Source organism: Kitasatospora sp. NPDC051914, assembly GCF_040680995.1.
Lineage (GTDB): Bacteria > Actinomycetota > Actinomycetes > Streptomycetales > Streptomycetaceae > Kitasatospora.
Genome location: NZ_JBFAXX010000053.1, coordinates 42,263 through 65,079 on the forward strand (window position 1 = coordinate 42,263; position 22,817 = coordinate 65,079).

The 22,817-nt window shown below is 71.4% G+C and carries 20 protein-coding genes; 8 read left to right on the forward strand and 12 right to left on the reverse strand.

Features of this window, described 5'->3' with window-relative positions; translation table 11 throughout:
• Positions 1-15: 15 nt before the first annotated feature.
• The gene (locus AB0M03_RS29370) at positions 16-609 is read left to right on the forward strand and encodes a hypothetical protein (protein ID WP_363496541.1); all 594 of its coding nucleotides are present in this window, start codon (positions 16-18) and stop codon (positions 607-609) included.
• Here AB0M03_RS29370 and AB0M03_RS29375 read toward each other — a convergent pair.
• From AB0M03_RS29375 to AB0M03_RS29390, 4 genes are all read right to left on the reverse strand, one after another.
• A complete protein-coding gene (locus AB0M03_RS29375; protein ID WP_363496544.1) occupies positions 534-1,232 on the reverse strand; it encodes a hypothetical protein in 699 nt (232 codons plus the stop codon). The two genes, AB0M03_RS29370 and AB0M03_RS29375, sit on opposite strands and share 76 nt — an antisense overlap.
• Positions 1,233-1,279: 47 nt before the next feature.
• The gene (locus tag AB0M03_RS29380; RefSeq protein WP_363496603.1) at positions 1,280-2,608 is read right to left on the reverse strand and encodes an MFS transporter; all 1,329 of its coding nucleotides are present in this window, start codon (positions 2,606-2,608) and stop codon (positions 1,280-1,282) included.
• 170 nt (positions 2,609-2,778) lie between these two features.
• A complete protein-coding gene (locus AB0M03_RS29385; protein WP_363496547.1) occupies positions 2,779-3,861 on the reverse strand; it encodes an inositol-3-phosphate synthase in 1,083 nt (360 codons plus the stop codon).
• Between the two features lie 135 nt (positions 3,862-3,996).
• Positions 3,997-4,680: a helix-turn-helix transcriptional regulator gene (locus AB0M03_RS29390; RefSeq protein ID WP_363496550.1), complete on the reverse strand. Its 684-nt coding sequence runs from the start codon at positions 4,678-4,680 to the stop codon at positions 3,997-3,999.
• A gap of 386 nt (positions 4,681-5,066) precedes the next feature.
• Here AB0M03_RS29390 and AB0M03_RS29395 point away from each other — a divergent pair, with 386 nt between their 5' ends.
• Both AB0M03_RS29395 and AB0M03_RS29400 read left to right on the forward strand, forming a co-directional pair.
• A complete protein-coding gene (locus AB0M03_RS29395) occupies positions 5,067-7,622 on the forward strand; it encodes a transglycosylase domain-containing protein (RefSeq protein WP_363496552.1) in 2,556 nt (851 codons plus the stop codon).
• Between the two features lie 110 nt (positions 7,623-7,732).
• Complete coding sequence (locus AB0M03_RS29400) at positions 7,733-9,361, forward strand: glycosyltransferase 87 family protein (RefSeq protein WP_363496555.1); 1,629 nt, start codon at positions 7,733-7,735, stop codon at positions 9,359-9,361.
• An 8-nt stretch (positions 9,362-9,369) separates the two neighbouring features.
• On the opposite strand, the gene AB0M03_RS29405 is transcribed toward AB0M03_RS29400, so the two are convergent.
• The 3 genes from AB0M03_RS29405 to AB0M03_RS29415 all read right to left on the reverse strand — a co-directional run bounded on the left by AB0M03_RS29405 (position 9,370) and on the right by AB0M03_RS29415 (position 12,037).
• On the reverse strand, positions 9,370-10,392 hold the full coding sequence (locus AB0M03_RS29405; RefSeq protein WP_363496558.1) for an alanine racemase: 1,023 nt from the start codon (positions 10,390-10,392) through the stop codon (positions 9,370-9,372).
• A 38-nt stretch (positions 10,393-10,430) separates the two neighbouring features.
• On the reverse strand, positions 10,431-11,549 hold the full coding sequence (locus AB0M03_RS29410) for a peptidoglycan bridge formation glycyltransferase FemA/FemB family protein (protein WP_363496561.1): 1,119 nt from the start codon (positions 11,547-11,549) through the stop codon (positions 10,431-10,433).
• Positions 11,550-11,728: 179 nt separating this feature from the next.
• Positions 11,729-12,037 carry a hypothetical protein gene (locus AB0M03_RS29415; RefSeq protein ID WP_363496564.1) on the reverse strand — a complete coding sequence of 103 codons (309 nt, stop codon included), beginning with the start codon at positions 12,035-12,037 and terminating at the stop codon, positions 11,729-11,731.
• Positions 12,038-12,360: 323 nt separating this feature from the next.
• Between AB0M03_RS29415 and rpsF the strand changes: the two genes are divergently transcribed.
• The 4 genes from rpsF to rplI all read left to right on the forward strand — a co-directional run bounded on the left by rpsF (position 12,361) and on the right by rplI (position 14,169).
• The gene (rpsF, locus tag AB0M03_RS29420) at positions 12,361-12,651 is read left to right on the forward strand and encodes a 30S ribosomal protein S6 (RefSeq protein WP_363496567.1); all 291 of its coding nucleotides are present in this window, start codon (positions 12,361-12,363) and stop codon (positions 12,649-12,651) included.
• Positions 12,652-12,756: 105 nt separating this feature from the next.
• On the forward strand, positions 12,757-13,359 hold the full coding sequence (locus AB0M03_RS29425; protein ID WP_363496570.1) for a single-stranded DNA-binding protein: 603 nt from the start codon (positions 12,757-12,759) through the stop codon (positions 13,357-13,359).
• 109 nt (positions 13,360-13,468) lie between these two features.
• A complete protein-coding gene (rpsR, locus tag AB0M03_RS29430; protein WP_030270170.1) occupies positions 13,469-13,705 on the forward strand; it encodes a 30S ribosomal protein S18 in 237 nt (78 codons plus the stop codon).
• Between the two features lie 17 nt (positions 13,706-13,722).
• Positions 13,723-14,169 carry a 50S ribosomal protein L9 gene (gene rplI / locus AB0M03_RS29435; RefSeq protein WP_363496573.1) on the forward strand — a complete coding sequence of 149 codons (447 nt, stop codon included), beginning with the start codon at positions 13,723-13,725 and terminating at the stop codon, positions 14,167-14,169.
• 111 nt (positions 14,170-14,280) lie between these two features.
• On the opposite strand, the gene AB0M03_RS29440 is transcribed toward rplI, so the two are convergent.
• Positions 14,281-15,606: an MATE family efflux transporter gene (locus AB0M03_RS29440; RefSeq protein ID WP_363496576.1), complete on the reverse strand. Its 1,326-nt coding sequence runs from the start codon at positions 15,604-15,606 to the stop codon at positions 14,281-14,283.
• Positions 15,607-16,213: 607 nt separating this feature from the next.
• On the opposite strand from AB0M03_RS29440, the gene dnaB reads away from it, so the two are divergent.
• Positions 16,214-17,668 (forward strand): replicative DNA helicase, encoded by a 1,455-nt coding sequence (dnaB, locus tag AB0M03_RS29445; protein WP_363496606.1) that lies wholly within the window; start codon positions 16,214-16,216, stop codon positions 17,666-17,668.
• Positions 17,669-17,759: 91 nt separating this feature from the next.
• On the opposite strand, the gene AB0M03_RS29450 is transcribed toward dnaB, so the two are convergent.
• The 4 genes from AB0M03_RS29450 to AB0M03_RS29465 form a co-directional block, all read right to left on the reverse strand.
• Positions 17,760-18,326: a dihydrofolate reductase family protein gene (locus AB0M03_RS29450; RefSeq protein ID WP_363496579.1), complete on the reverse strand. Its 567-nt coding sequence runs from the start codon at positions 18,324-18,326 to the stop codon at positions 17,760-17,762.
• 257 nt (positions 18,327-18,583) lie between these two features.
• The gene (locus tag AB0M03_RS29455) at positions 18,584-19,507 is read right to left on the reverse strand and encodes an NADP-dependent oxidoreductase (RefSeq protein WP_363496582.1); all 924 of its coding nucleotides are present in this window, start codon (positions 19,505-19,507) and stop codon (positions 18,584-18,586) included.
• 136 nt (positions 19,508-19,643) lie between these two features.
• The gene (manA, locus tag AB0M03_RS29460; protein WP_363496585.1) at positions 19,644-20,837 is read right to left on the reverse strand and encodes a mannose-6-phosphate isomerase, class I; all 1,194 of its coding nucleotides are present in this window, start codon (positions 20,835-20,837) and stop codon (positions 19,644-19,646) included.
• Positions 20,838-20,965: 128 nt separating this feature from the next.
• Positions 20,966-22,357, reverse strand: a complete 1,392-nt coding sequence (locus AB0M03_RS29465; RefSeq protein WP_363496589.1) for a phosphomannomutase/phosphoglucomutase — start codon at positions 22,355-22,357, stop codon at positions 20,966-20,968.
• Positions 22,358-22,817: the final 460 nt, after the last annotated feature.

The following is a 22,817-nucleotide window of genomic DNA, read 5'->3' on the forward strand; positions in this document are numbered from 1 at the left end:
GACACGGCCGTGGCTGTGGATGCTGTGCTTCTGGAATCGCCCACCATGCGGGCGACGGTCGCGGACCGGGTCGAGGTGCTCGACCGGGTGCGGGCACTGGAACTGCTGCCCGACGGCGTGCACGTCACGACCGAGGGAGTGACGGCGTACTTCGGGGTGGGGCAGAAGGCGGTCTACTCGTTGGTGACCGACCACAGGGCGGAACTGGCGGCGAGCGGACACACCGTCCTGACCGGTCCGCGACTGACCTCCTTCAAGGAGGTCAGTGGAATTCAGTCGCGCGCCCGCTCGCTGGCCCTGTTCACCCGGCGCACCGTGCTCAATGTCGCCATGCTGCTGCGGGACAGCGAGACCGCACGCCAGGTGCGCTGCTACCTGCTGGACGCCGAACGGGCTGCGCGCAGGGCGGCTGTGGACAGCGCCGTGCAGCCTGTGGACAACGCACCCCGGTGGCCCGAGGGCTCGCTCCAGGCGGCGGTCGCCGGCGTGGCCGAAGGTCCCCGGGGCGAGTGCCGGGCGAGCCCGACCGGGTGTCAGAACTTCTTCGGCGAGGCGGACGAGGTCGGGGACTTGACCGTACCGTTCACCGGGCCGAGGCAGAGCACGTAGTGCTTCTTCCGCCAGCGCCGCCCGGTGCTGCCGCTGAAGGTCGCCGTGGTGCCCGGGGTGCCGTCGCAGGCGGCCACGCTGCCGCCGCTGATGTTGTTCAGCACCTTGTAGTTGGCCTTCGGGTCGGTGCAGGAGATCTTGGAGACGCTCTTGTAGCCGGTCTTCTCCACGCAGTCGCCGGCCTTCGCCGAGGAGGGCGAGGAGTCGGCGATGAAGAAGCCGACGATCAGCACGACCGCGCCGGCCGCCACCGCGCAGACGCGCAGCCAGAAGCGGAATCCCCGCTTGGGCTTGGGCGCGGCGGGCACCGCGGGGCCGGGCGGCGGCGGGTAGGCGGGGGCCTGGTGGCCGGGGCCGCCGCCGTACGGGGGCTGCGGGCCTGCCGGCGGTGCGGGCGGTTGCTGGCCCGGGCCCGGGTAGCCGTACGCGGGCGGGGGCGGTGCGGGCTGGCCGTAGGCCGGGGGCTGCCCGTACGCGGGGGGCTGCTGCCCGTACGCCGGAGGCTGTCCGTAGGCGGGCGGCTGCCCGTACGCCGGCGGCGGCTGGGGTGCCCCGTAGGGCGGCTGCGGCTGCGGTGCTCCGCCGTACTGCGGCTGGCCGTACGGATTGTGCGGTGTGCTCATCGATCCCCCCGTGGGCTGCTGAGGTCGCGCCGGTGCGCGGACGTACCTTAGCGACTCGGGGCGGGCCGACGGGACGTCAGGTCGCCGCGGCGGCGGTCGGAACGGGCCGCGCGGGCGTACAGCAGGGCGCCCAGGGCGTAGAGCAGGGAGACCCCGCAGACCACTGCCACGGAGCGCCCGTTCAGCGGAAGGACCAGGGCGGTCACCCCGGCGGCGGCCACGAAGGAGACGTTGAACAGCACGTCGTAGACGGCGAAGACGCGGCCCCGGTAGGCGTCCTCGACGGACTCCTGGACGAGGGTGTCGGCGCAGATCTTGGTGCCCTGGGTGACCACGCCGAGCAGCAGGGCGGCGACCAGCCCCGGGCCCTCCTGGAAGGTGAGGCCGAGGGCGGGGACGAAGACCGCCGCGGAGGCGAGGCAGGTGACCATCCAGCCGGTGAGGCCGAGCCGGCGGGTGCACCAGGGGCTGACGAGGGCGGCCAGGAAGAAGCCGACGGCGGAGAAGCCGACCGCGCGGCCCAGGCTGACCAGTCCGCCGGCGGCGTCCTCGGGCCGGTTGAAGGTGTAGCGGGAGAGCATGAGCACCACGACGATCAGCACGCCGTAGCAGAACCGGGCCAGCGTGACGGCACCCAGCGCGTGGGTGGCGGGCCGGCAGTCGTGCACCAGGTGCCGCAGGGCGGTGCCGAGGTCGCGGGCGGCGGTGACCAGGGCCTTGCTCAGGGGCGGCCGGCCGGGGTGGTCCTCGGGGCCGAGCAGGTCGCGGTCGATGAGCAGGGCGGCGAGCGCGGCGGAGAGGTAGAGCAGCGCGGCGATGGTGACCAGAGCGGCGTCGGCGCGGGGGCTGGGCGGCAGGATCTGGTGGACGACGAAGCCGAGGCCGCCGCCGAGGGTGGCGGCCACCGTGCCGAGGGTGGGGGAGACGGCGTTGGCGGTGACCAGCTGCTCGGGTTCGACGACCCGCGGCAGGGAGGCCGAGAGGCCGGCCAGGATGAACCGGTTGAGGGCGGTGACCAGCAGGGCGGCGGCGAAGAACATCCAGTCCGGGGCGCGGCCGAGCAGCAGGGCGGCGGTGGCCAGTCCGAGCCCGAACCGGGCGAGGTTGCCGTGGTACAGCACCTGGCGGCGGCGCCACCGGTCGAGCAGCACGCCGGCGAAGGGGCCGACGACGGAGAACGGCAGCAGCATGACGGCCAGCACCGCGGCGATGTCGGCGGGGGAGGACTGCCGCTCCGGGGAGAAGATCACGTATGCGGCGAGGGCGACCTGGAAGGTGCCGTCGGAGAGCTGGCTGAGCATTCTGACCACGAGGAGCCGCCGGAATCCGCGTCCGCGCAGCAGCCCGCGGAGGGTGGCGCGGTGGGGTGCCTGCATGCCGTTGTCCTCGGTGATCGCCACCCGGACAGGTTGCCATGCCGGGCGGCGCAGTTTCACGTGAAACATCGCGGCATTGATGCCGGAATGCCGAAGGGGCCCCGGTCCACGACCGGGGCCCCTCACGGGTGGTCCTGCTCAGCGCCTCGGCGCCGGGCGTCGACCGCTGGTCAGCGCTCGACCTCGCCGCGGATGAACTTCTCGACGTTCTCCTTGGCCTCGTCGTCGAAGTACTGGACCGGCGGGGACTTCATGAAGTACGAGGAGGCCGACAGGATCGGGCCGCCGATGCCGCGGTCCTTGGCGATCTTCGCGGCGCGCACGGCGTCGATGATGACACCGGCGGAGTTCGGGGAGTCCCAGACCTCGAGCTTGTACTCCAGGTTCAGCGGGACGTCGCCGAAGGCGCGGCCCTCGAGGCGGACGTACGCCCACTTGCGGTCGTCGAGCCACGCGACGTAGTCGGACGGGCCGATGTGGACGTTCTTGGAGCCCAGCTCGCGGTCGCGGATCTGCGAGGTGACGGCCTGGGTCTTGGAGATCTTCTTGGACTCCAGGCGCTCGCGCTCGAGCATGTTCTTGAAGTCCATGTTGCCGCCGACGTTCAGCTGCATGGTGCGCTCGAGGATGACACCGCGGTCCTCGAACAGCTTCGCCATCACACGGTGGGTGATGGTGGCGCCGACCTGGGACTTGATGTCGTCACCGACGATCGGCACACCGGCCTCGGTGAACTTGTCCGCCCACTCCTTGGTGCCGGCGATGAACACCGGGAGGGCGTTCACGAAGGCGACCTTGGCGTCGATGGCGCACTGGGCGTAGAACTTGGCCGCGGCCTCGGAGCCGACCGGGAGGTAGCAGACCAGGACGTCGACCTGGCGGTCCTTCAGGACCTGCACCACGTCGACCGGAGCCTCGTCGGACTCCTCGATGGTCTCCAGATAGTACTTGCCGAGGCCGTCCAGGGTGTGGCCGCGCTGCACGGTGACGCCGGTCGGCGGCACGTCGCAGATCTTGATGGTGTTGTTCTCGCTGTTGCCGATGGCGTCGGCCAGGTCGAAGCCGACCTTCTTGGCGTCGACGTCGAACGCGGCGACGAACTCCACGTCACGGACGTGGTAGTCGCCGAACTGCACGTGCATCAGCCCGGGGACCTTGCCGGCCGGGTCGGCGTCCTTGTAGTACTCGACACCCTGCACCAGCGACGCGGCGCAGTTGCCCACGCCCACGATGGCTACGCGAACCGAACCCATTCCGGTTGCTCCCTGTGTTCTCATGAGCCCCGCCGTGAGGCGGTTCTCGAATCCCTACTGGTATGACTGTCTGACGGGCGCGCGGCGCCCACTCCTCCCGTGGTCCGGTACCGGTGGGCACCGGGGCCTCGGGTCTCAGCGCTCCTGTGCGGAGCGCCCCGGGCGGTCGTGCGGTGGCCCCGGCGGGTCCGAGGACCCGGCCTCCTGGCCACGGCCGTCCGAAGTCTGTGACGCACCCGACGGCGCGCCGTTGCGCCCGGTGCGGTTGGCCCGCTCGGTCTCGATGAGCTCGTTGAGCCAGCGGACCTCGCGCTCGACCGACTCCAGGCCGTGCCGCTGGAGCTCGAGCGTGTAGTCGTCGAACCGCTCGCGGGTGCGGGCGATCGAGCTGCGCATCCGCTCCAGCCGCTCCTCGAGCCGGCTGCGGCGGCCCTCCAGGACGCGCATCCGCACGGCCTTGTCGGTCCGCGCGAAGAACGCGAAGTGGACGCCGAAGTGCTCGTCCTCCCAGGCGTCCGGACCGGAGTCGGCGAGCAGCTCCTCGAAGCGCTGCTTGCCCTCGGCCGAGAGCCGGTAGACGATCTTCGACCGCTTGCCGTTGAGTGCGGTGGCGGGCACGTACTCGGTGTCCGGGTTGTCCTCGACCAGGAAGCCCTGGGCGACCAGGTTCTTCAGGCAGGGGTACAGCGTGCCGTACGAGAACGCGCGGAACGAGCCGAGCAGGACGTTGAGGCGCTTGCGCAGCTCGTAGCCGTGCATCGGGGCGTCGTGCAGCAGGCCGAGAACGGCGAATTCCAGCACTCCGGAGCGCCTGCTCATCCCCTGCCGCCTCCTCTCCCCGTGGCCGTGGGCCGACCCCCGAACGGCGGCTATGCCGCCCCGATGTATCGGCTCGATATATCGAGAACAGTAAACCGGGGTCCCGGAACGGGCAAGGGGGGCGCGCGTGAACGTGATCACAAGGTGCTCGTGGAGTGCGCGGAGGGCCCGGGTCAAGGCCTGACGCGGCCCGCTAGGCAACGGCCATGTAATGATCTGCCGGACTTATGTACCTTTTGCCCTTTAATGTCCAGTTGTTGACAGTTCAAGGGTGCGTACGCTGTCGCGTGTGCACGAGGACCACCTCCGGGGTTAAGGCGGTTGCGGGCATCGGAAGTGAACCCTGCCTTCGGGCCCGAAGAGCCCGACCGAGGAGTTGCTGAGAGATGAGCGAACACCGGCGAAGGTCGCCGAACGGCGGCGGCGACCGGCCCCCGGGCGGTCGGGGCGACGGCCGGCAGCCGCGTCCCCACGGCATGCCGCCGCAGGGTGCGCCCTCCTACGGCGAAGGACGCGGCTCGGACGAGGTCCGTTCCGAGGGGCTGCGCCGCGCCCGTGCGGCCGGCCCCCGCGAGACCGCGCAGCAGCCGCGGCTGACCCGCGCCGAGATGCGCCGCCAGGCCCAGAAGGGCGGCGGCGGTGGTGGTGGCCGTGGAGCCGCGGGGGCCGGCGGCCCCGGCAAGAAGCGCTTCATCGACTACCCGCGCTGGGGCAAGAGCGGCTTCCGCCGCTGGATCCCCTCGTGGAAGCAGATCCTCACGCTGTTCCTGGTCTTCTTCGGCGGCTCTGTCGCGGTCGTCGGTGTCGCCTTCGCGATGACACCCGTTCCCGACGCGAACAAGCAGTTCGAGGAGCAGAACAACATCTACTTCTGGGCCGACGGTTCGGAGATGACCCGCAAGGGCGCCACCAACCGCCAGATCGTCCCGCTCGCCGACATCAGCCGCGCCGCGCAGGACACCACGATCGCGGCCGAGAACGAGACCTTCCGCACCGACAAGGGCATCGACCCCAAGGGCATCGCCCGAGCCGTCTACAAGATGGCCACCGGCGGCGAGACCCAGGGCGGTTCGACGATCACCCAGCAGTACGTCAAGAACTACTACCTGAGCCAGGACCAGACCCTGACCCGCAAGGTCAAGGAAATGTTCATCACGCTCAAGATCGCCGACCGCAAGGACGAGGTGCTCCAGGGCTACCTCAACACCAGCTGGTACGGCCGGAACTCCACCGGCATCCAGGCGGCGGCGCAGGCGTACTACGGCAAGGACGCCTCGAAGATCAACCTCTGCGAGGGCGCCATGCTGGCCGGCCTGCTCAAGGGCGCGGGCCTCTACGACCCCTCCATCAACCCCGAGAACCACAAGCGCATGGAGGAGCGCTGGGACTACGTCCTCAACCGGATGGTCATCGCGGGCCTCACCACCAAGGACGAGCGCGACAAGTGCGGGAAGAGCTTCCCGGAGCCGATCCCGCCCAAGCCCGCGTCCAACATGACCGGTGAGATCTACTACCTGGTGCAGACCGCCAACAAGTACCTGGCCGCCAAGGACCCGACCATCAACGATCTGGCTCTCCAGCGCGGCGGCTACAAGATCTACACCACCTTCCAGAAGGACAAGGTGGACGCGCTGAAGGCCGCCGTGGACGGCTTCCAGAAGGACAACCTCAAGCCGGACAAGCGCGAGCAGGACAAGTTCGTGCAGATGGGTGCGGCCTCGGTCGTCCCCAACGACGGTGCGATCGTGGCGATCTACGGCGGCGCCGGTGTCGAGAACGGCCACTACACCAACAACGCCGACGCGTTCGGCATCCCGGTCGGCTCGACCTTCAAGCCGTTCGTCCTGGCCGCCGCCATGCAGCTCGGCGTGCAGACCAAGATGGACTCGGACGGCCAGCCGACCCGGATCAGCACCGACAGCCGCTACATGGCCAACAACCTCTCCGAGATCTTCAAGCCGGACGGCAGCCCGGTGATCGGCGACAACGGCCAGCCCTACAAGCAGCGCAACGACAGCACCTCCAGCCCCGGGTACGTGACGCTCAAGGAGGCCATGCGCAACTCCTACAACGTGCCCTTCGTGCAGCTCAACCAGGACGTCGGCGGAAAGAACGTCGAGAGCCTGGTGACGAGCATGGGCCTGCTGAAGGGCAGCCTGGCGCCGTCCAGCACCATCACCTTCCCGCTCGGCACCTCGACCCCGAGCGCGATCCGGATGGCCTCGGCGTACTCGGTGTTCGCCGCCCGCGGGCAGCAGACCGACCCGTACTCGGTGAGCAAGGTGCTCAAGGACGGCGTCGAGGTGCCGAAGTTCGCCAAGCCGCAGGCGAAGAAGGTGCTCGAGCAGGCCGTCGCCGACAACGTCACCGACGTGCTGGAGAACGTGGCCAAGAACGGCACCGGCAAGAAGACCAACGAGCTGGGCTTCCCGGTGGCGGGCAAGACCGGTACCACCGACGCCGGCACCTCGGCCTGGTGGGTCGGCTACACGCCGAGCCTGGTGACCTCGGTCGGCATGTGGCGCGAGGAGCCGGGCAAGCCCGGCCTGCTCTCGCTCAACGGCACCGCCAACAAGAACGAGATCCACGGTGGTGACTTCCCGACCGACGTCTTCACCCGCTACATGAAGGTCATCGGCCCGGGCAAGCCGAAGAACTTCCCGGACCCGGAGGAGAGCGGCGTGAAGCTGGACGCCTCCGGTGCCCCGTCCACCGCGTCGCCGTCCGCCTCGGCCTCGGCCTCGGCCAGCGCCTCGGCCTCGGCCTCCCCGTCGACCACGCCGAGCCCGTCCGGCGGCCCGTCCGGCGGCCCGCCGTCGCCGTCCGCGACGGACAGCTGCTTCCTCCTCTGCCCGACCCGCAACCCGCCCACCAAGCCGGGCAAACCCACGCCGACCGCCACGGACACCTCCACACAGGCGGTCCAGGCACCCGCCCAGTGACGGAACTCCGGCAGTGACGGAACCCCGGCGCCGGTCCACCCCTTCGGGGGCGGGCCGGCGCCGGAGTCTTTGCCGGGGTCTCCTCGTCGCGGGAGCGGTGGTGCGGCAGTATGTGCGCCATGACGTCCAGCACCCACGAGACCGCCGGGCCCGCCCCCGTCCCGGCGGCCGGCCCGCTGCCCAACACCGTCGTCGTGCCGGCAGACGAGGACCCGGTCGCGGCGGCCGGCAGCGAGGTGTTCGGCGGCCCGCCCGGACGCCGCGCCCTGCTCGGCGTCTCCTGGTGGACGCCGGCCCGCTTCCTGGCCCTGGTCGTCATCGTGACCTACGTGCTCGGCCTGGTGCAGAAGATCCCCTGCTACGACGGCGGATGGTTCCACGGCGCCACGACCCAGTACACGCACGCCTGCTACAGCGACATCCCGCACCTGTTCTCCGGGCGCGGCTTCGACAGCGGGCGCCACCCGTACCTGGACCCGCTGCCGTTCCCCACGGCGGACATGCAGTACCTGGAGTACCCCGTCCTGACCGGCCTGTTCATGCAGGTCGCCGCCTGGCTCACGCCGACCGGCGGTGAGCTCCAGGGCCGCGAGCAGTGGTTCTGGATGGTCAACGCCGGAATGCTGATGGTCTGCGCGGTGGTGGTCGTCGTCGCGCTCACCCGCACCCACCGCCGCCGCCCCTGGGACGCCCTGCTGTTCGCCGTGGCGCCCTGCCTGGCGCTGGACTCCACGATCAACTGGGACATGCTCGCGGTCGCGCTGGCCGCCGTCGCCATGGCGTACTGGGCGAACTCCAGGCCCACCGCCGCCGGCGTCTTCATCGGCCTGGCCACCGCCGCCAAGCTCTACCCGGTGCTGCTGCTCGGCCCGCTGCTGGTGCTCTGCTGGCGGGCCGGGAAGTGGCGCGACTTCGGCCGGGCGGCCGGCGGCGCGGCCGCGGCCTGGCTGATCGTCAACCTGCCCATCATGGTGGCCAACTTCAAGGGCTGGGCGACCTTCTACACCTTCAGCCAGGTCCGGAAGGAGGACTTCGGCTCGTTCTGGCTGATCCTCATGCAGGACCGCAACCAGCAGCTGCCCACCCTCAACACCTGGATCTCGGTGCTGCTGGTGCTGTGCTGCCTGGGCATCGGCTTCCTCGCCCTGGCCGCCGCCCGCCGCCCCCGCTTCGCCCAGCTGGCGCTGCTGGTGGTCGCCGCCTTCGTGCTCACCAACAAGGTCTACTCGCCGCAGTACGTGCTGTGGCTGATCCCGCTCGCCGCGCTGGCCCGGCCGCGCTGGCGGGACTTCCTGATCTGGCAGACCTGCGAGGTGCTGTACTTCCTCGGCGTCTGGTCGTACCTGGCCTACACCGGCGACTCCAAGCAGCACGGCATCGGCCAGGACTGGTACCACCTGGCGATCGCGCTGCACCTGATCGGCACCCTGTACCTCTGCGCCATGGTGGTCCGCGACATCCTGCACCCGGACCGCGACCCCGTCCGGTGGGACGGCAGCGACGACCCCTCCGGCGGTGTGCTGGACGGCGCCCCGGACAAGTTCGTGCTCGGCACCGCCCGCCGCCTGCGCGAGGAGGCCACCTACGGGGCCTACGCCCCGCACGCGGACTGGCTGGTGGCCATGGCCGCGGAACACCGGGCCGCCCAGGAACGGCGGGAAGAGCCGACGGCCCGGCAGGGGGCCGCCCCTGAATGGGGCACCCCGGCGCCCGAGGACGACGCCCGGGGCGCGTCGTAAGACGTGCCCTAGCGGTACACCACGCGGTCGAAGTGGGTGGTGGTGTGGCGGACGATCAGGGAGAGTTCGTCGCCGATCACCGGCGGTTTGACGTCGCAGGGCAGGAAGAGGATCGACACCTGCATGTGCGGCGGTTCGGCGAACCACAGCTGCCGGCCGTCCCAGGCGTACGGGGAGAGGGTGCGGTTCACGGTGGCGAGGCCGGCCCGGGCCAGGCCCTTGGCCCGGGGCAGCATTCCGTGCAGGTACTTGGGCGCCTCCAGGCCGACCCCGTGCGCCGTGCCGCCGGTCACCACCAGCAGGTGCCCGTCGGAGGGCGCCTTGTGCTGCCGGTAGCCGTAGCGGTCGCCCTTGGCCACCGGGGTGACGTCCAGGACGGTGGCCGCGGCGTGCAGCGCCCCGACGTCGCCGAGCCACAGCCGGGTGCCGATCCGCGAGCGGAAGACGGTGTCCGGGAACGTCCCCGACAGCCGGGCGAGGTCGGCGGAGCCCAGGTGGCTCAGGTAGACGGTGGCCGGCGGCGGCCCGGCCGCGGAGATCGCCCGCATCCAGTCGGCGACCTCCGCCACCGGGTCCGAGCCGTCCGGCCGGTCCAGCGGGAGGTGCAGGGCGAAGCCCTCGACCACCGGGCCCACCAAGGGCAGTTTGGGCAGGTCGGTGCGGGCGATGCCGTGGCGTCTCATGCCGGTCATGCACTCCACCACCACCCGGGTGCCGGGGGGCACGGCGCGCAGGGCGTCCAGATGGGCGACCGTGCGGACCGTCCGCTCCGGCACGCCGGCCGTCTCCTCGCCGACGCGGTACGGGGTGAGCACCAGCAGCTCGCCGGGGAAGGAGACGGAGGCCGCCTCCTGAGCGGTGCCCACCGCCAGGATGCCGGTGCCCAGGAGTGCGGCCTCCTCGGCGAGCCGGGCGTTGCCGAGCCCGTAGCCGTTGCCCTTGGCGACCGGTACCAGGCCGGGGAACTCCGCCAGCACCGCCTGCTGGTGCGCCCGCCAGCGGGCGGTGTCCACGTACAGCGACAGGGTCATCGGTCACTCCCCGGGGATGTGGTGAGGGTGAGGGCGCCTCAGCGGCGCGACATGTAGAGGTCGAGCGCCTTGTGCAGCAGCTTGTTCAGCGGGAAGTCCCATTCGCCGAGGTACTCGGCGGCCTGGCCGCCGGTGCCCACCTTGAACTGGATGAGGCCGAAGAGGTGGTCGTCCTCCTGCAGGGTGTCGCTGATCCCGCGCAGGTCGTAGACGGTGGCGCCGAGCGCGTAGGCGTCCCGCATCATCCGCCACTGGATCGCGTTCGACGGCTTGACCTCGCGCTTGTGGTCGGCGGAGGCGCCGTAGGAGTACCAGACGTGCTCGCCGACCACGAGCATGGTGGTCGCGGCCAGCGGCTCGCCCTCGTGGTAGGCGATGTAGAGCCGCATCCGGTTCGGGTCCTCGGCGGTGAGCGACTTCCACATCCGCTGGAAGTAGGCCAGCGGGCGCGGGGTGAAGCGGTCCCGCTCGGCGGTGACGGTGTAGAGGCGGTGGAAGACCGACAGGTCGTCGAAGCCGCCCTGGACGACCTCGACCCCGGCCTTCTCGGCCTTCTTGATGTTGCGCCGCCACAGCTGGTTGAAGCCGCGCTGCACGTCGTCGAGGGAGCGGTCGGCGAGCGGCACCTGGAACACGTAGCGGGGCTGGACGTCGCCGAAGCCGGCGCCGCCGTCCTCGCCCTGCAGCCAGCCCGCCTTGCGCAGCCGCTCGGCGACGTCGAAGGCGCGCGGCTCGTACCAGTCGGGGTCGACGTCGCGCAGCCGCTTGGCCTGCTGGGCGGCGATGGCGCCCTTGATGGTGGCGGCGTCCCACCGGCGGACGACCACCGGCGGGCCCATCTTCACGGAGAACGCGCCCTGGGTCCGCAGGTGCGCCAGCATCGGCTGCAGCCAGCTGTCGAGGTCCGGGTCGAACCAGTCGATCACCGGGCCCTCGGGGAGGTAGGCCAGGTACTTCTTGAGCTTGGGGATCTGCCGGTAGAGCACCAGGCCGGCGCCGACGATCGCGCCCGACCCGTCGAACCAGCCGAGGCTCTCCGAGCGCCACTCCGCCTTGACGTCCGCCCAGGCCGGTACCTGCATGTGGCTGGCGGAGGGCCGGGACTGGATGAAGGCGAGGTGTTCCTCGCGGCTGATCGTCCTCAGGCGCAGGCTCATGCTGGGGTGCTCCTCCTCGGTCGGGCGGTCCAGGGCGGGATCACGGCGACCCTATCGCCCGAATGGTCCGTTTCCGCTGGGGCTGGCGCCGACGTGCCGGTGCCCTCCCCGCATACCTGAGCACAAGTAGTTACGCGGGGAGGGCACCGGAGGTCACGCAGCGCTCCGGCGTACGGGTGTCACCACACGCCCCCGAAGAAGCCCCCGTGCGCGAGGCCCAGGTAGAACCCCACCGCCGACATGCCGACCGAGATCACCAGGGCGAACCGTTCGGCCGTGGTCACCGAGATGAACTGGCCCCACATGCCGGTGACGATGCCGAAGAGCCCCGTCCAGGAGCTCATGATGTGCAGGTTGTGGAAGAAGCAGCTGACGAACGCCAGTACGCCGAAGACGGCGGCCACCGCGACCATCGTGTTCTCGCGCGGGTGCGCGTGGCCGTCGGTGTTGAGGGTGAGGGCCGGAAACCGGCGGACGGTCTGAGCCATGGGACCCACCTCCCGGGTGGACTACGGGCGGGACGGGCGGGTGCCCGTCGGCGGCACGGACCGGACAGCGTGCCGTTCCGTCCAGATTGAGGCCGGTATGCCCTGGATCACAACCCCTATGCGTTTTGGGTCGGACCCTCCGGCCCGGTAGGCTGTGCGGTCTGCACTGGTGTAGGTGTGCCCCCGTATGCCCTTCGCCGGGCTCGGTTGTCAGACCCCGCCACTACGGTGGTCGGAGGTCGTCACCGCATCGGTGCGACGCTGCACAACCCTCCTGCCACGGAGAGACCGTGGCCGCTGAGTCCAAAGGAGGTGGGTTACCCATGCGTCACTACGAGGTGATGGTGATCCTCGACCCCTCGGTCGAGGAGCGCGCTGTCTCCCCCCTGATCGAGAACTTCCTCAACGTTGTCCGCACCGGTGGCGGCAAGGTCGAGAAGGTCGACACCTGGGGTCGTCGTCGTCTGGCCTACGAGATCAACAAGCAGTCCGAGGGCATCTACTCGGTCATCGACCTGAAGGCCACGCCTGAGGTCGTCAAGGAGCTCGACCGCCAGCTCAGCCTGAGCGAGTCGGTTCTGCGGACCAAGGTCCTGCGCCCGGACACCCACTGAGCCACCGCTGACGCCTGACGGCGTCAGGTGACTCACGCTCGGTGTTTCACGTGAAACACCGAGCGAGCACCGCAGAACTCCTTTTTCCGAGAGGTCATCACCACCATGGCAGGCGAGACCGTCATCACCCTCGTCGGCAATCTCGTCGACGACCCCGAGCTGCGTTTCACCCCGTCGGGTGCCGCGGTCGCGAAGTTCCGCATCGCGTCCACCCCGCGCACCTTCGACCGCCAGACGAACGAGTGGAAGGACGGCGAGAGCCTCTTCCTCACGTGCAACGTCTGGCGCCAGCCGGCGGAGAACGTGGCCGAGTCGCTGCAGCGCGGCATGCGCGTGATCGTGCAGGGCCGACTGCGCCAGCGGTCTTACGAGACCAAGGAAGGCGAGAAGCGGACGGTCTTCGAGGTCGAGGTCGACGAGGTCGGCCCGAGCCTGCGGTCTGCGACCGCCAAGGTCACCCGGGCCAACCGGTCCGGCGGCCCCGGCGGTGGCGGCGGCTTCGGCGGCCAGCAGGGCGGCGCTCCGTCCGGCGGCGGCTGGGGCGGCGGCCAGCAGGGCGGCGGCGGCGGTGGCTGGGGTGGCAACTCCGGCGGCCAGTCCGAGGACCCGTGGGCTTCCTCCGCTCCCTCTGGTGGCAACCAGGGCGGCGGCGGCGGTGGCTGGGGTGCCCCGTCGGGTGGCGGCTACTCGGAAGAGCCTCCGTTCTAAGCGGTGCGCGCCGGGTCGGCCCCCGAGGCCGGCCCCGGCATGCTGAGAGATTTCGTGCGGTCCGATCCGCCTCGCGCGTCCGGACCGTCCATCCCCAATGGAGCACATGATGGCGAAGCCGCCTGCTCGCAAGCCGAAGAAGAAGGTTTGCGTCTTCTGTAAGGACAAGGTCAACTACGTTGACTACAAGGACACGAACCTGCTGCGGAAGTTCATCTCCGACCGCGGCAAGATCCGTGCCCGCCGGGTGACCGGCAACTGCACCCAGCACCAGCGTGACGTCGCCACGGCCGTGAAGAACAGCCGTGAGATGGCGCTGCTGCCCTACACCTCCACCACGCGCTAAGAGAGGGTGACCGAAGAATGAAGATCATCCTCACTCACGAGGTCCCCGGTCTCGGCAGCGCCGGTGAGGTCGTCGAGGTCAAGGACGGCTACGCCCGCAACTTCCTGGTCCCGCGCGGCTTCGCCATCCGCTGGACCAAGGGCGGCCAGAAGGACGTCGACGCGATCCGTCGCGCCCGCAAGATCCACGAGATCCAGACCCTCGAGGCGGCCAACGAGGTCAAGGCCAAGCTCGAGGGCCTGCAGATCAAGCTGGCCGTCCGCTCGGGCGACGCCGGCCGCCTGTTCGGCTCGGTGACCCAGGCCGACGTCGTCGACGCCATCAAGGCCGCCGACGGCCCGGCCGTGGACAAGCGCGCCGTCGCGATCGCCTCGCCGATCAAGACCGTGGGCACCCACAAGGTCTCGGTCAAGCTGCACTCCGACGTGCAGGCCAACCTCGACGTCAACGTCGTGGCCGGCTGAACGCTCCGGTAGCGGTCCGAGGGCCGGTCTCCCGCCAGGGAGGCCGGCCCTCGGCCTTTGCCCGCGGGGTCAGCCGCTGCGGTGCTCCGCCCGGCCCGCTCCCGAGCACCGCTACGCGCGGACGGCCCCGGTGACCAGCCAGTGCCCGGTCCGCACCCGCAGTACCAGGAAGGCCGCCCGGGTCAGCATGAAGAGGTTCATCGCCCACCACAGGGCGGCCAGCCCGCCGCCCAGCGCGGGCACCGCGAACGCGGCCGGAGCGAACACCAGCAGCGTGCCGAGCATCGCGGCGGCCAGGTAGCCGCCGTCCCCGGCACCCATCAGCACCCCGTCCAGGATGAACACCAGGCCGCCCACCGGCTGGGTGAGCGCGGCGAGCAGCAGCACGGTGGAGAGCTGCGCCTGCACCTGCGGGTCCGAGGTGAACAACGGCACGTACAGCGGCCGGGCCAGCACCATCAGCAGGCCGAGCAGGACCCCGGCGCCGAGGCCCCACTCGACCATCCGCCGGGTCGCCGCCCGGGTGCCCGGCACGTCGCCGGCCCCCAGGAAGCGGCCGATGACGGCCTGCCCGGCGATGGCGATGGCGTCCAGCGCGAAGGCCACGAACACCCAGATGGTCATGGTGATCTGGTGGGCGGCGATCTCCGTGTCGCCGAGGCCGGCGGCCACGGCGGTCGCGATCAGCAGCACCGCCCGAAGGCTGAGCGTGCGGACCAGCAGCGGCCCCCCGGCCCTGGCGCCGGCCCGGATGCCCGCCGGGTCGGGCCGCAGACTCGCGCCCTCCCGCCGGGCGCCGCGGACCACCACGACCAGGTAGGCGGCGGCCATCGCGTTCTGGGCCAGCACGGTGCCCCAGGCGGAGCCGGCGACGCCGAGGCCGGCGCCGTACACCAGGCCGAGGTTGAGGACGGCGTTCGCGGCGAAGCCGCCCACCGCGACCAGCAGCGGTGTGCGGGTGTCCTGGAGGCCGCGCAGGACGCCGGTGGCCGCCATCACCACCAGCATGGCGGGGACCCCCAGTGCGCTGATCCGCAGATAGGTGACGGCGTACGGGGCGGCGGTCGGGGAGGCGCCCAGCAGGTCGGCCGTCTGCGGGGCGAACGCCACCATGAGCAGTGCGAGGCCCGCGGAGAGCAGCAGGGCCAGCCAGATGCCGTCCACGCCCTGCTGGACGGCGGCCTTCCGGTCGCCGGCGCCGATCCTGCGGGCGACCGCGGCGGTGGTGGCGTAGGCGAGGAAGACGAAGGCGCCGATGACCGTGGTGAGGGCGGCCGAGGCGATGCCGAGGCCGGCCAGCTGGGCCGTACCGAGGTGGCCGACGATGGCCGAGTCGGCCATCAGGAAGAGCGGCTCGGCGACCAGCGCGCCGAAGGCCGGGACGGCGAGCGCGAGGATCTCGCGGTCGTGGCTGCGGCGGGCGGTCGGGGAGGTCATGCGACTCAGCCTACTCATCCACAGGTAAGTGGTGAATAGGATTCGCGTCACTTACTCGAATTCTTGATCGAGGGTCGAGGGAGATGGATGTCCACCGGTCGCCCGGTGGACGGACGGGCGTGTGAACTTTTTCTCATGCACAGCTGTCCGAGTGAGTCATTGCAGGTCAGCGATTGGCAGTGGATGGACGGTGTGGTTATCCACAGACCTTTCCACAGGGTTGTGCACAGGTTTGAGGCACTTCTCCACAGGCACCGACCCGTCGTCCACACCCCCTGTGGATAACCATCTTGGCCGAACGGCCTCCGGCGCCGTAGCGTGGGGCGCCGACCCCACCCCTGCCCATCGGCCCGCACCCGGGTGGCCGGGGACCGCCCGGTGCGACACCCGTCGCCCGGCCGCGGAAATGTCGGCCCGGTGGCGTAAGAAAGAGGGTGCGCCACCGGCAAGGCTCGCTCCACTCGCACGATTCGCTGAACGGGGAACACGCGTGACCGGCCCCCAGTACGACGACCACGACGTTCCCCCGCCGCCGGAGGACGACTGGCAGCCGTCCGACGACGCCTTCTCGCCCGGCTTCCCCAGCACCCCCAGCGACCGGCTGCCGGTGTCCCGCGGCCGGGACGGCGGCGGGCGCGACGGCGGCAAGGGCTCCTTCCAGCGCGGCGACCGCCGCCGGCGGGACGAGGGCGGCGGCGACACGGGCGACGGGCGCGGGCAGGCGGTCGACGGCTTCGAGCGCGTCCCCCCGCAGGACCTCGCCGCCGAGCAGTCCGTCCTCGGCGGCATGCTGCTCTCCAAGGACGCCATCGCCGACGTCGTCGAGGTGCTCAAGCCCGCCGACTACTACCGGCCCGCGCACGAGCTCATCCACGGCGCCATCCTCGACCTGTACGCGCGCGGCGAGCCCGCCGACCCGATCACCGTGGCGGGCGAGCTCACCAAGCGCGGCGAGCTCGCCCGGGTCGGTGGTCCCGGGTACCTGCACACCCTGGTCAACTCCGTCCCGACCGCGGCCAACGCCGAGTACTACGCCGAGATCGTCCACGAGCGCGCCGTCCTCAGACGGCTGGTCGAGGCCGGCACCCGGATCGCCGGCATGGGCTACGCCGCCGAGGGCGACGTCGACGAGATCGTCAACGCCGCCCAGGCCGAGATCTACGCGGTCACCGAGCAGCGCACCAACGAGGACTACGCCCCGCTCGCCGACATCATGGAGGGCGCCCTCGACGAGATCGAGGCGATCGGCTCCCGGGCTGGCCAGATGTCCGGCGTGCCCACCGGGTTCGCCGACTTCGACGCCCTCACCAACGGCCTCCACCCCGGCCAGATGATCGTCATCGCGGCCCGTCCCGCGATGGGAAAGTCCACCCTGGCACTGGACTTCGCACGGGCCTGCTCGATCCACAACAACCTGCCGAGCGTGATCTTCTCGCTCGAAATGGGCCGCAACGAGATCGCCATGCGCCTGCTCTCCGCCGAGGCCCGGGTGGCGCTGCACCACATGCGCTCCGGCAACATGACGGACGACGACTGGACGCGGGTCGCCCGCCGGATGCCGGACGTCACCAATGCTCCGCTCTACATCGACGACTCGCCGAACCTGTCGATGATGGAGATCCGCGCCAAGTGCCGCCGCCTCAAGCAGCGCAACGACCTCAAGCTCGTCGTCATCGACTACCTCCAGCTGATGCAGTCCGGCGGCTCCCGCCGGGCCGAGAGCCGCCAGCAGGAGGTCTCCGACATGTCGCGGAACCTCAAGCTGCTCGCCAAGGAGCTGGAGATCCCGGTCATCGCGCTCAGCCAGCTGAACCGAGGCCCCGAACAGCGCACCGACAAGAAGCCGATGGTCTCGGACCTCCGCGAGTCCGGTTCCATCGAGCAGGACGCCGACATGGTCATCCTGCTGCACCGCGAGGACGCCTACGAGAAGGAGTCCCCCCGCGCCGGCGAGGCCGACCTGATCGTCGCCAAGCACCGCAACGGCCCCACCGCCACCATCACCGTGGCCTTCCAGGGCCACTACTCCCGCTTCGTCGACATGACCCGCGACATGGGCTGATGCTGTAGGGCCTCGGATTTCGTGGCCGAATCTCACGAGCGACGGCCGATCTCCGATGCCGGTGCCCCGGTGGAAGACAGCGGGAAGCCGCTCAGCGCCTCGTCTCGTACCTGGTCAGGACCACGCCGCCGGGAAACGTCCGCGTCTCCACCAGGTTCAGGTTCACCCAGCTGTCCAGGGCGGTGAAGAACGGCGTGCCGCCGCCCACCAGGACCGGATGGGCGGCGATCACGTACTCGTCGATCAGCCCGGCGCGCATGGCCGCCCCGGCGAGCGTTGCGCCGCCGATGTTCATCGGGCCGCCGTCCTCGGCCTTGAGCCGGGTGATCTCGGCGATCGCGTCGCCGGTGACCAGGCGGGTGTTCCAGTCGACCTCGTCGATCGTCGAGGAGAACACCACCTTCGGCGTGTCCCGCCAGTTCCGCGCGAACTCGATCTCCGCCGGGGTGGCGTCGGGCTGCTGGTCGCCGTTCGGCCAGTAGGAGCTCATCGTCTCCCACAGCTTGCGTCCGTACAGCGACAGGCCACTCGCCTGCTCGTGGTCGAGCCACCACTGGAACAGCTCGTTGCTCGGCGGTCCGCTCCAGCCGATGTCGTCGCCGGCCGCGGCGATGTAGCCGTCCAGGGTCAGGTTCATGCCGTAGATCAGTTTCCGCATGGGCCGGCCTTCCGTCCGTGGGTGTCCGGCGTACGGACCGGCGCGGCTCGGGAAACTCGTTGGTGCGCGATCCGGGCTCGCCGGTAGTCCTCGTGCTCTGGGCTCAGCGTGGTGTACTCGGCCGACACGGGCAAGCCGCCCGATCTCGACCTCGCCCTCACGCAAGATCGACATGTCACGAGCGGCGAGACCCCACAGATGCCCTGTCCGGACCTGCCAGTGGCAGGCCGCGTGACGCCGCATCAGGTGCGGCGGGATCAGACGGACAGCACCACCGCGCCGCGGGTGCCGCCGGCTTCCAGGCGGGCGTGGGCGGCGGCGATGCGGTCGAGGGGGAGGACGGAGTCCACACGTACGGTGAGCCGTCCCTCCGCCACGAGCCCGGCGAGGCCGGCGAGGGCGGGGCCGTCGGGGCGGACGTCGTGGACGAGGACGTCGATGCCGCGTTCGGCGGCGGGCGCGGCCGGCGGGCGGACGGCGACGAAGGTGCCGCCGTCGCGTACGGCGGCCAGTACTGCGGTGCTGAGGCCTGCGGTGTCCAGGAGGGCGTCCGCACCACCGGGGGCGAGGGCGAGCACGGCGTCGACCGCGCCGTCGCCGCGCGGCACGAACTCGGCACCGAGGTCGGTGAGGTGGTCGGCGTCGTGGGGGCCGGCGACGGCCAGCACCCGCAGGCCGCGGGCGACGGCGAGCTGGGCGGCGAGGTGGCCGAGGTTGCCGGCGGCGCCGGTGACCACCAGCGTGCCGCCGGGGGCGAGGCCGATGAGGTCGAGGGCCTGCAGCGCGGTCAGGCCGTTGAGGGGGAGTGCTGCGGCCGTGGTGGCGGGCACGCCGGCCGGTGCGGGGGCGAGCTGTGCGGCCGGCAGGACGGCGTACTCGGCGTGGGTGCCGTTCCGCGTGGCGAACCAGTGCGAGAGGCCGACGACCTCCTCGCCGACCGCGAAGCCGGCGACGTCCGCGCCGACCGCGTCCACGGTGCCGGCGACGTCCCAGCCCAGGCGGTGCGGCGGTGTTCCGAGCAGCGCCGCCATCAGGCCGGACCGGACGGCCAGGTCGGCCGGGTGGACGGCGAGCGCCCGGTTGCGCACGCGGACCTCGCCCGGCCCGGGGACGGGGATCTCGGCCTCGGTGACCTCGGCCTGCTCGGGGCCGCCGTAGTTGTGGACGGTGATCGCGCGCATGGGTGCCTCCTCGTCGGTCGCCGGCCCGGGTGCGTCCCGGTCGGCGTGCTTCGAGGTTTCCACCGGCCGCGCGGGCGCGGCAGAGGAGAGCCCACCCTGGGACCGGCAGTCCCAGGGCGGGCCGGGGTGCCGCCGGTCAGAGGGTGACGGTGGCGCGGAAGACGGTCGCGCCCGGACCGCTGAGCGAGGTGTCGGTGCCGGTGGCGGGCAGGAAGGCGGACCGGCCGCGGTCGAGGTCGAGGACGGAGCCGTCGGCGCCGGTGAGGCGTGCCGCACCCTCGGTGCAGAGCAGGATCTGCGGGGCGCGGCCGTGCAGGACGGCGGGTCCGGCGCCGAGGGTGTAGCGGGAGAGCCGGAACTCGTCGATCGGTACCGGGTAGTGGTGCTCGCCGTCGGGGGCGGCCGCCGGACGCAGGACGTCCGGCGCGGTGGGCTCGAAGACGACCACGCGCAGCAGCTCGGGGACGTCGATGTGCTTGGGCGTCAGGCCGCAGCGCAGCACGTTGTCGGAGTTGGCCATGATCTCGACGCCGGTGCCGCGGAGGTAGGCGTGCGGGATGCCGGCGCCCAGGTAGAGGGCCTCACCGGGCTGCAGCCGGACGTGGTTGAGCAGCAGACTGGCGATCAGGCCGGTGTCGCCGGGGAACTCCCGTGCGGCGTAGGCGTATCCGGCGAGGGCCCCGGTCGGGTCCGTCCCGGCGGCGGCCTCGACGGCGCGGGCGACCTCGGCGACGGTCCGCCGGGCCTCGTCGCCGGTCATCGAGAGGATGGTGGCGAGCGCGTCGGCCAGCGCCTCCGGGGCGGGCTTGCCGAGCAGCGTCTCGACGAGCGGGGCGAGCGCGGGGACGTCCAGGGAGGCCATCAGCGCGGCGGCGTCGGCGGGCTCGCGGAAGCCGCAGAGGCCCTCGAACTCGTCCAGGGCGCAGATGAGTTCGGGCTTGTGGTTGGCGTCCTTGTAGTTCCGGTGCGGGGCGTCCAGCGGGATGCCGGCGGCCTCCTCGGCGGCGAATCCGGCGCGGGCCTGCTCGAGACTGGGGTGGGCCTGCATGGAGAGCGGCCGGCCGGCCGCGAGGACCTTGAGCAGGAACGGCAGGGAGGGGCCGAACCTGGCCACCGCGGCGGCGCCGAGCTCGCCCTCGGGGTCGGCGGCGATCACCCGGTCGAGGGTGGTCGGGCGGTGGCCGCGTTCGAGGCGGGAGGCGTCACCCGGGTGCGCGCCGAGCCACATCTCGGCCTGCGGTTCGCCGGTGGGCTCCTCGCCGAGCAGGGCGGGGATGGCGGTGGTCGACCCCCAGGCGTAGGGGCGGACGGTGTTCTGCAGCCTGTCCATCGGCATGGTCCTCGCTGTTCCCTGCGGGGTGGTCGGGACCGACGACTCTAGCCGAGCCGTGTGCACGGACGGTGCGGTGCGGCGGCCGTGGCAGGCCGCCGCACCGGGTACCGGACCGGGTGTGCCGGTCAGGCGCGGACGAGGGCGAGGACGGCGTCGCGCAGTTCGGCCATCTTCGCCGGGTCCTTGGCCTCGACGTTCAGCCGCAGCAGCGGCTCGGTGTTCGAGGCGCGCAGGTTGAACCACCAGTCGTCGCCGGCCACGGTGAGCCCGTCGAGCTCGTCCGTGGTGACGCCCTCCAGGCCGCCGTACACGGCCTTCACCTCGGCGGTCCGGCCGGCCTGGTCCGCCACCGTCGAGTTGATCTCGCCGGAGGCCGCGTACCGGTCGTAGGCCGCGCAGAGCTGCGAGAGCGGCTGCTCCTGGCCGCCCAGTGCGGCCAGCACGTGCAGGGCCGCCAGCATGCCGGTGTCGGCCCGCCAGAAATCCCGGAAGTAGTAGTGCGCGGAGTGCTCACCGCCGAACACCGCGTTGGTGCGGGCCATCTCCTCCTTGATGAAGGAGTGGCCGACGCGGGTGCGCACCGGGACGGCGCCGAGGTCGGTGACGACCTGGGGCACCGTCCAGGAGGTGATCAGGTTGTGGATGATCGTGGGCTTCTCCTCGCCGGCGGCGCGGGCGCGGACGATCTCGCGCTCGGCGACCAGGGCGGTGATCGCCGAGGGGGAGACCGGCTCGCCGCGCTCGTCGACGACGAAGCAGCGGTCGGCGTCGCCGTCGAAGGCCAGGCCGAGGTCGGCGCCGACCTCGCGGACCTTCGCCTGCAGGTCGACCAGGTTCTTCGGGTCCAGCGGGTTCGCCTCGTGGTTGGGGAAGGTGCCGTCCAGCTCGAAGTACATCGGCACGACCTCGACCGGCAGTCCGGCCAGCACCGCAGGCACCGTGTGCCCGCCCATGCCGTTGCCCGCGTCCACCGCCACCTTCAGCGGCCGCATCGCGGACAGGTCCACCAGCGAGAGCAGGTGCGCCGCGTACCCGTCCAGCGTCTCCTGCGCGGACAGGGCGCCGGTGGCGGTGCCCTCCGGGGCTGCCGGCACGGCGACCGTGCCGTCCTCGGCCATCCAGGACTCCACCAGCTCCCGGATCTCGGTCAGGCCGGTGTCCTGGCCGACCGGCGCCGCACCCGCCTTGCACAGCTTGATGCCGTTGTACTGCGCGGGGTTGTGCGAGGCGGTGAACATCGCGCCCGGCAGGTCCAGGCTGCCCGAGGCGTAGTACAGCTGGTCGGTGGAGCACAGCCCGATCTCCACCACGTCCGCCCCGAACGCGGCCGCGCCCTCGGCGAACGCCCGCGACAGCTCCGGCGAGGAGGGGCGCATGTCGTGCCCGACCACCACCGCGGACGCGCCCAGCACCTGCACGAAGGCGGCTCCGAACGCCCGGGCGTACGAGGCGTCCCACTGGTCCGGCACCACGCCCCGGACGTCGTACGCCTTCACCAACTGCTTCAGGTCCCGCATGGTGGCTCCCACCCTGTGGCTCGGTGCGGGACGACCCGCACGGTCTTCGGTCGACACCCGGTGCGGGCTCCGGCTCGGCCGTGCCACCGCGCCGGCGGCAGGCTGTCGGTGGGCCGCGGTGCCGGGCGCGAGCGACCGGTTGCTGCGCGACCCACGGGTGTTCAGGTGGACCTGAGACTACCTGCTGGCCGCCGCGGGCCCGTCGCTGCGGCGGGCGGGCGGGCCCCCACGTTGTACGATCCGCATTCCGGGTGCCGTGCCCGGACCGACCCGGGCCCTCGCGAAGCACTCGCGCTGTCGCCCCCCTCAGGCTGCGGGCTCGCCGCACCGTTCCCCGAAGTTCGAAAGGCTGTGCCGTGACTGCAGCTGAGGAGACCACCTTCGCCGATCTGGGCGAGGTGCTGGTGATCATCCCGACCTACAACGAGGCCGAGAACATCGAGCGGATCGTCTCGCGGGT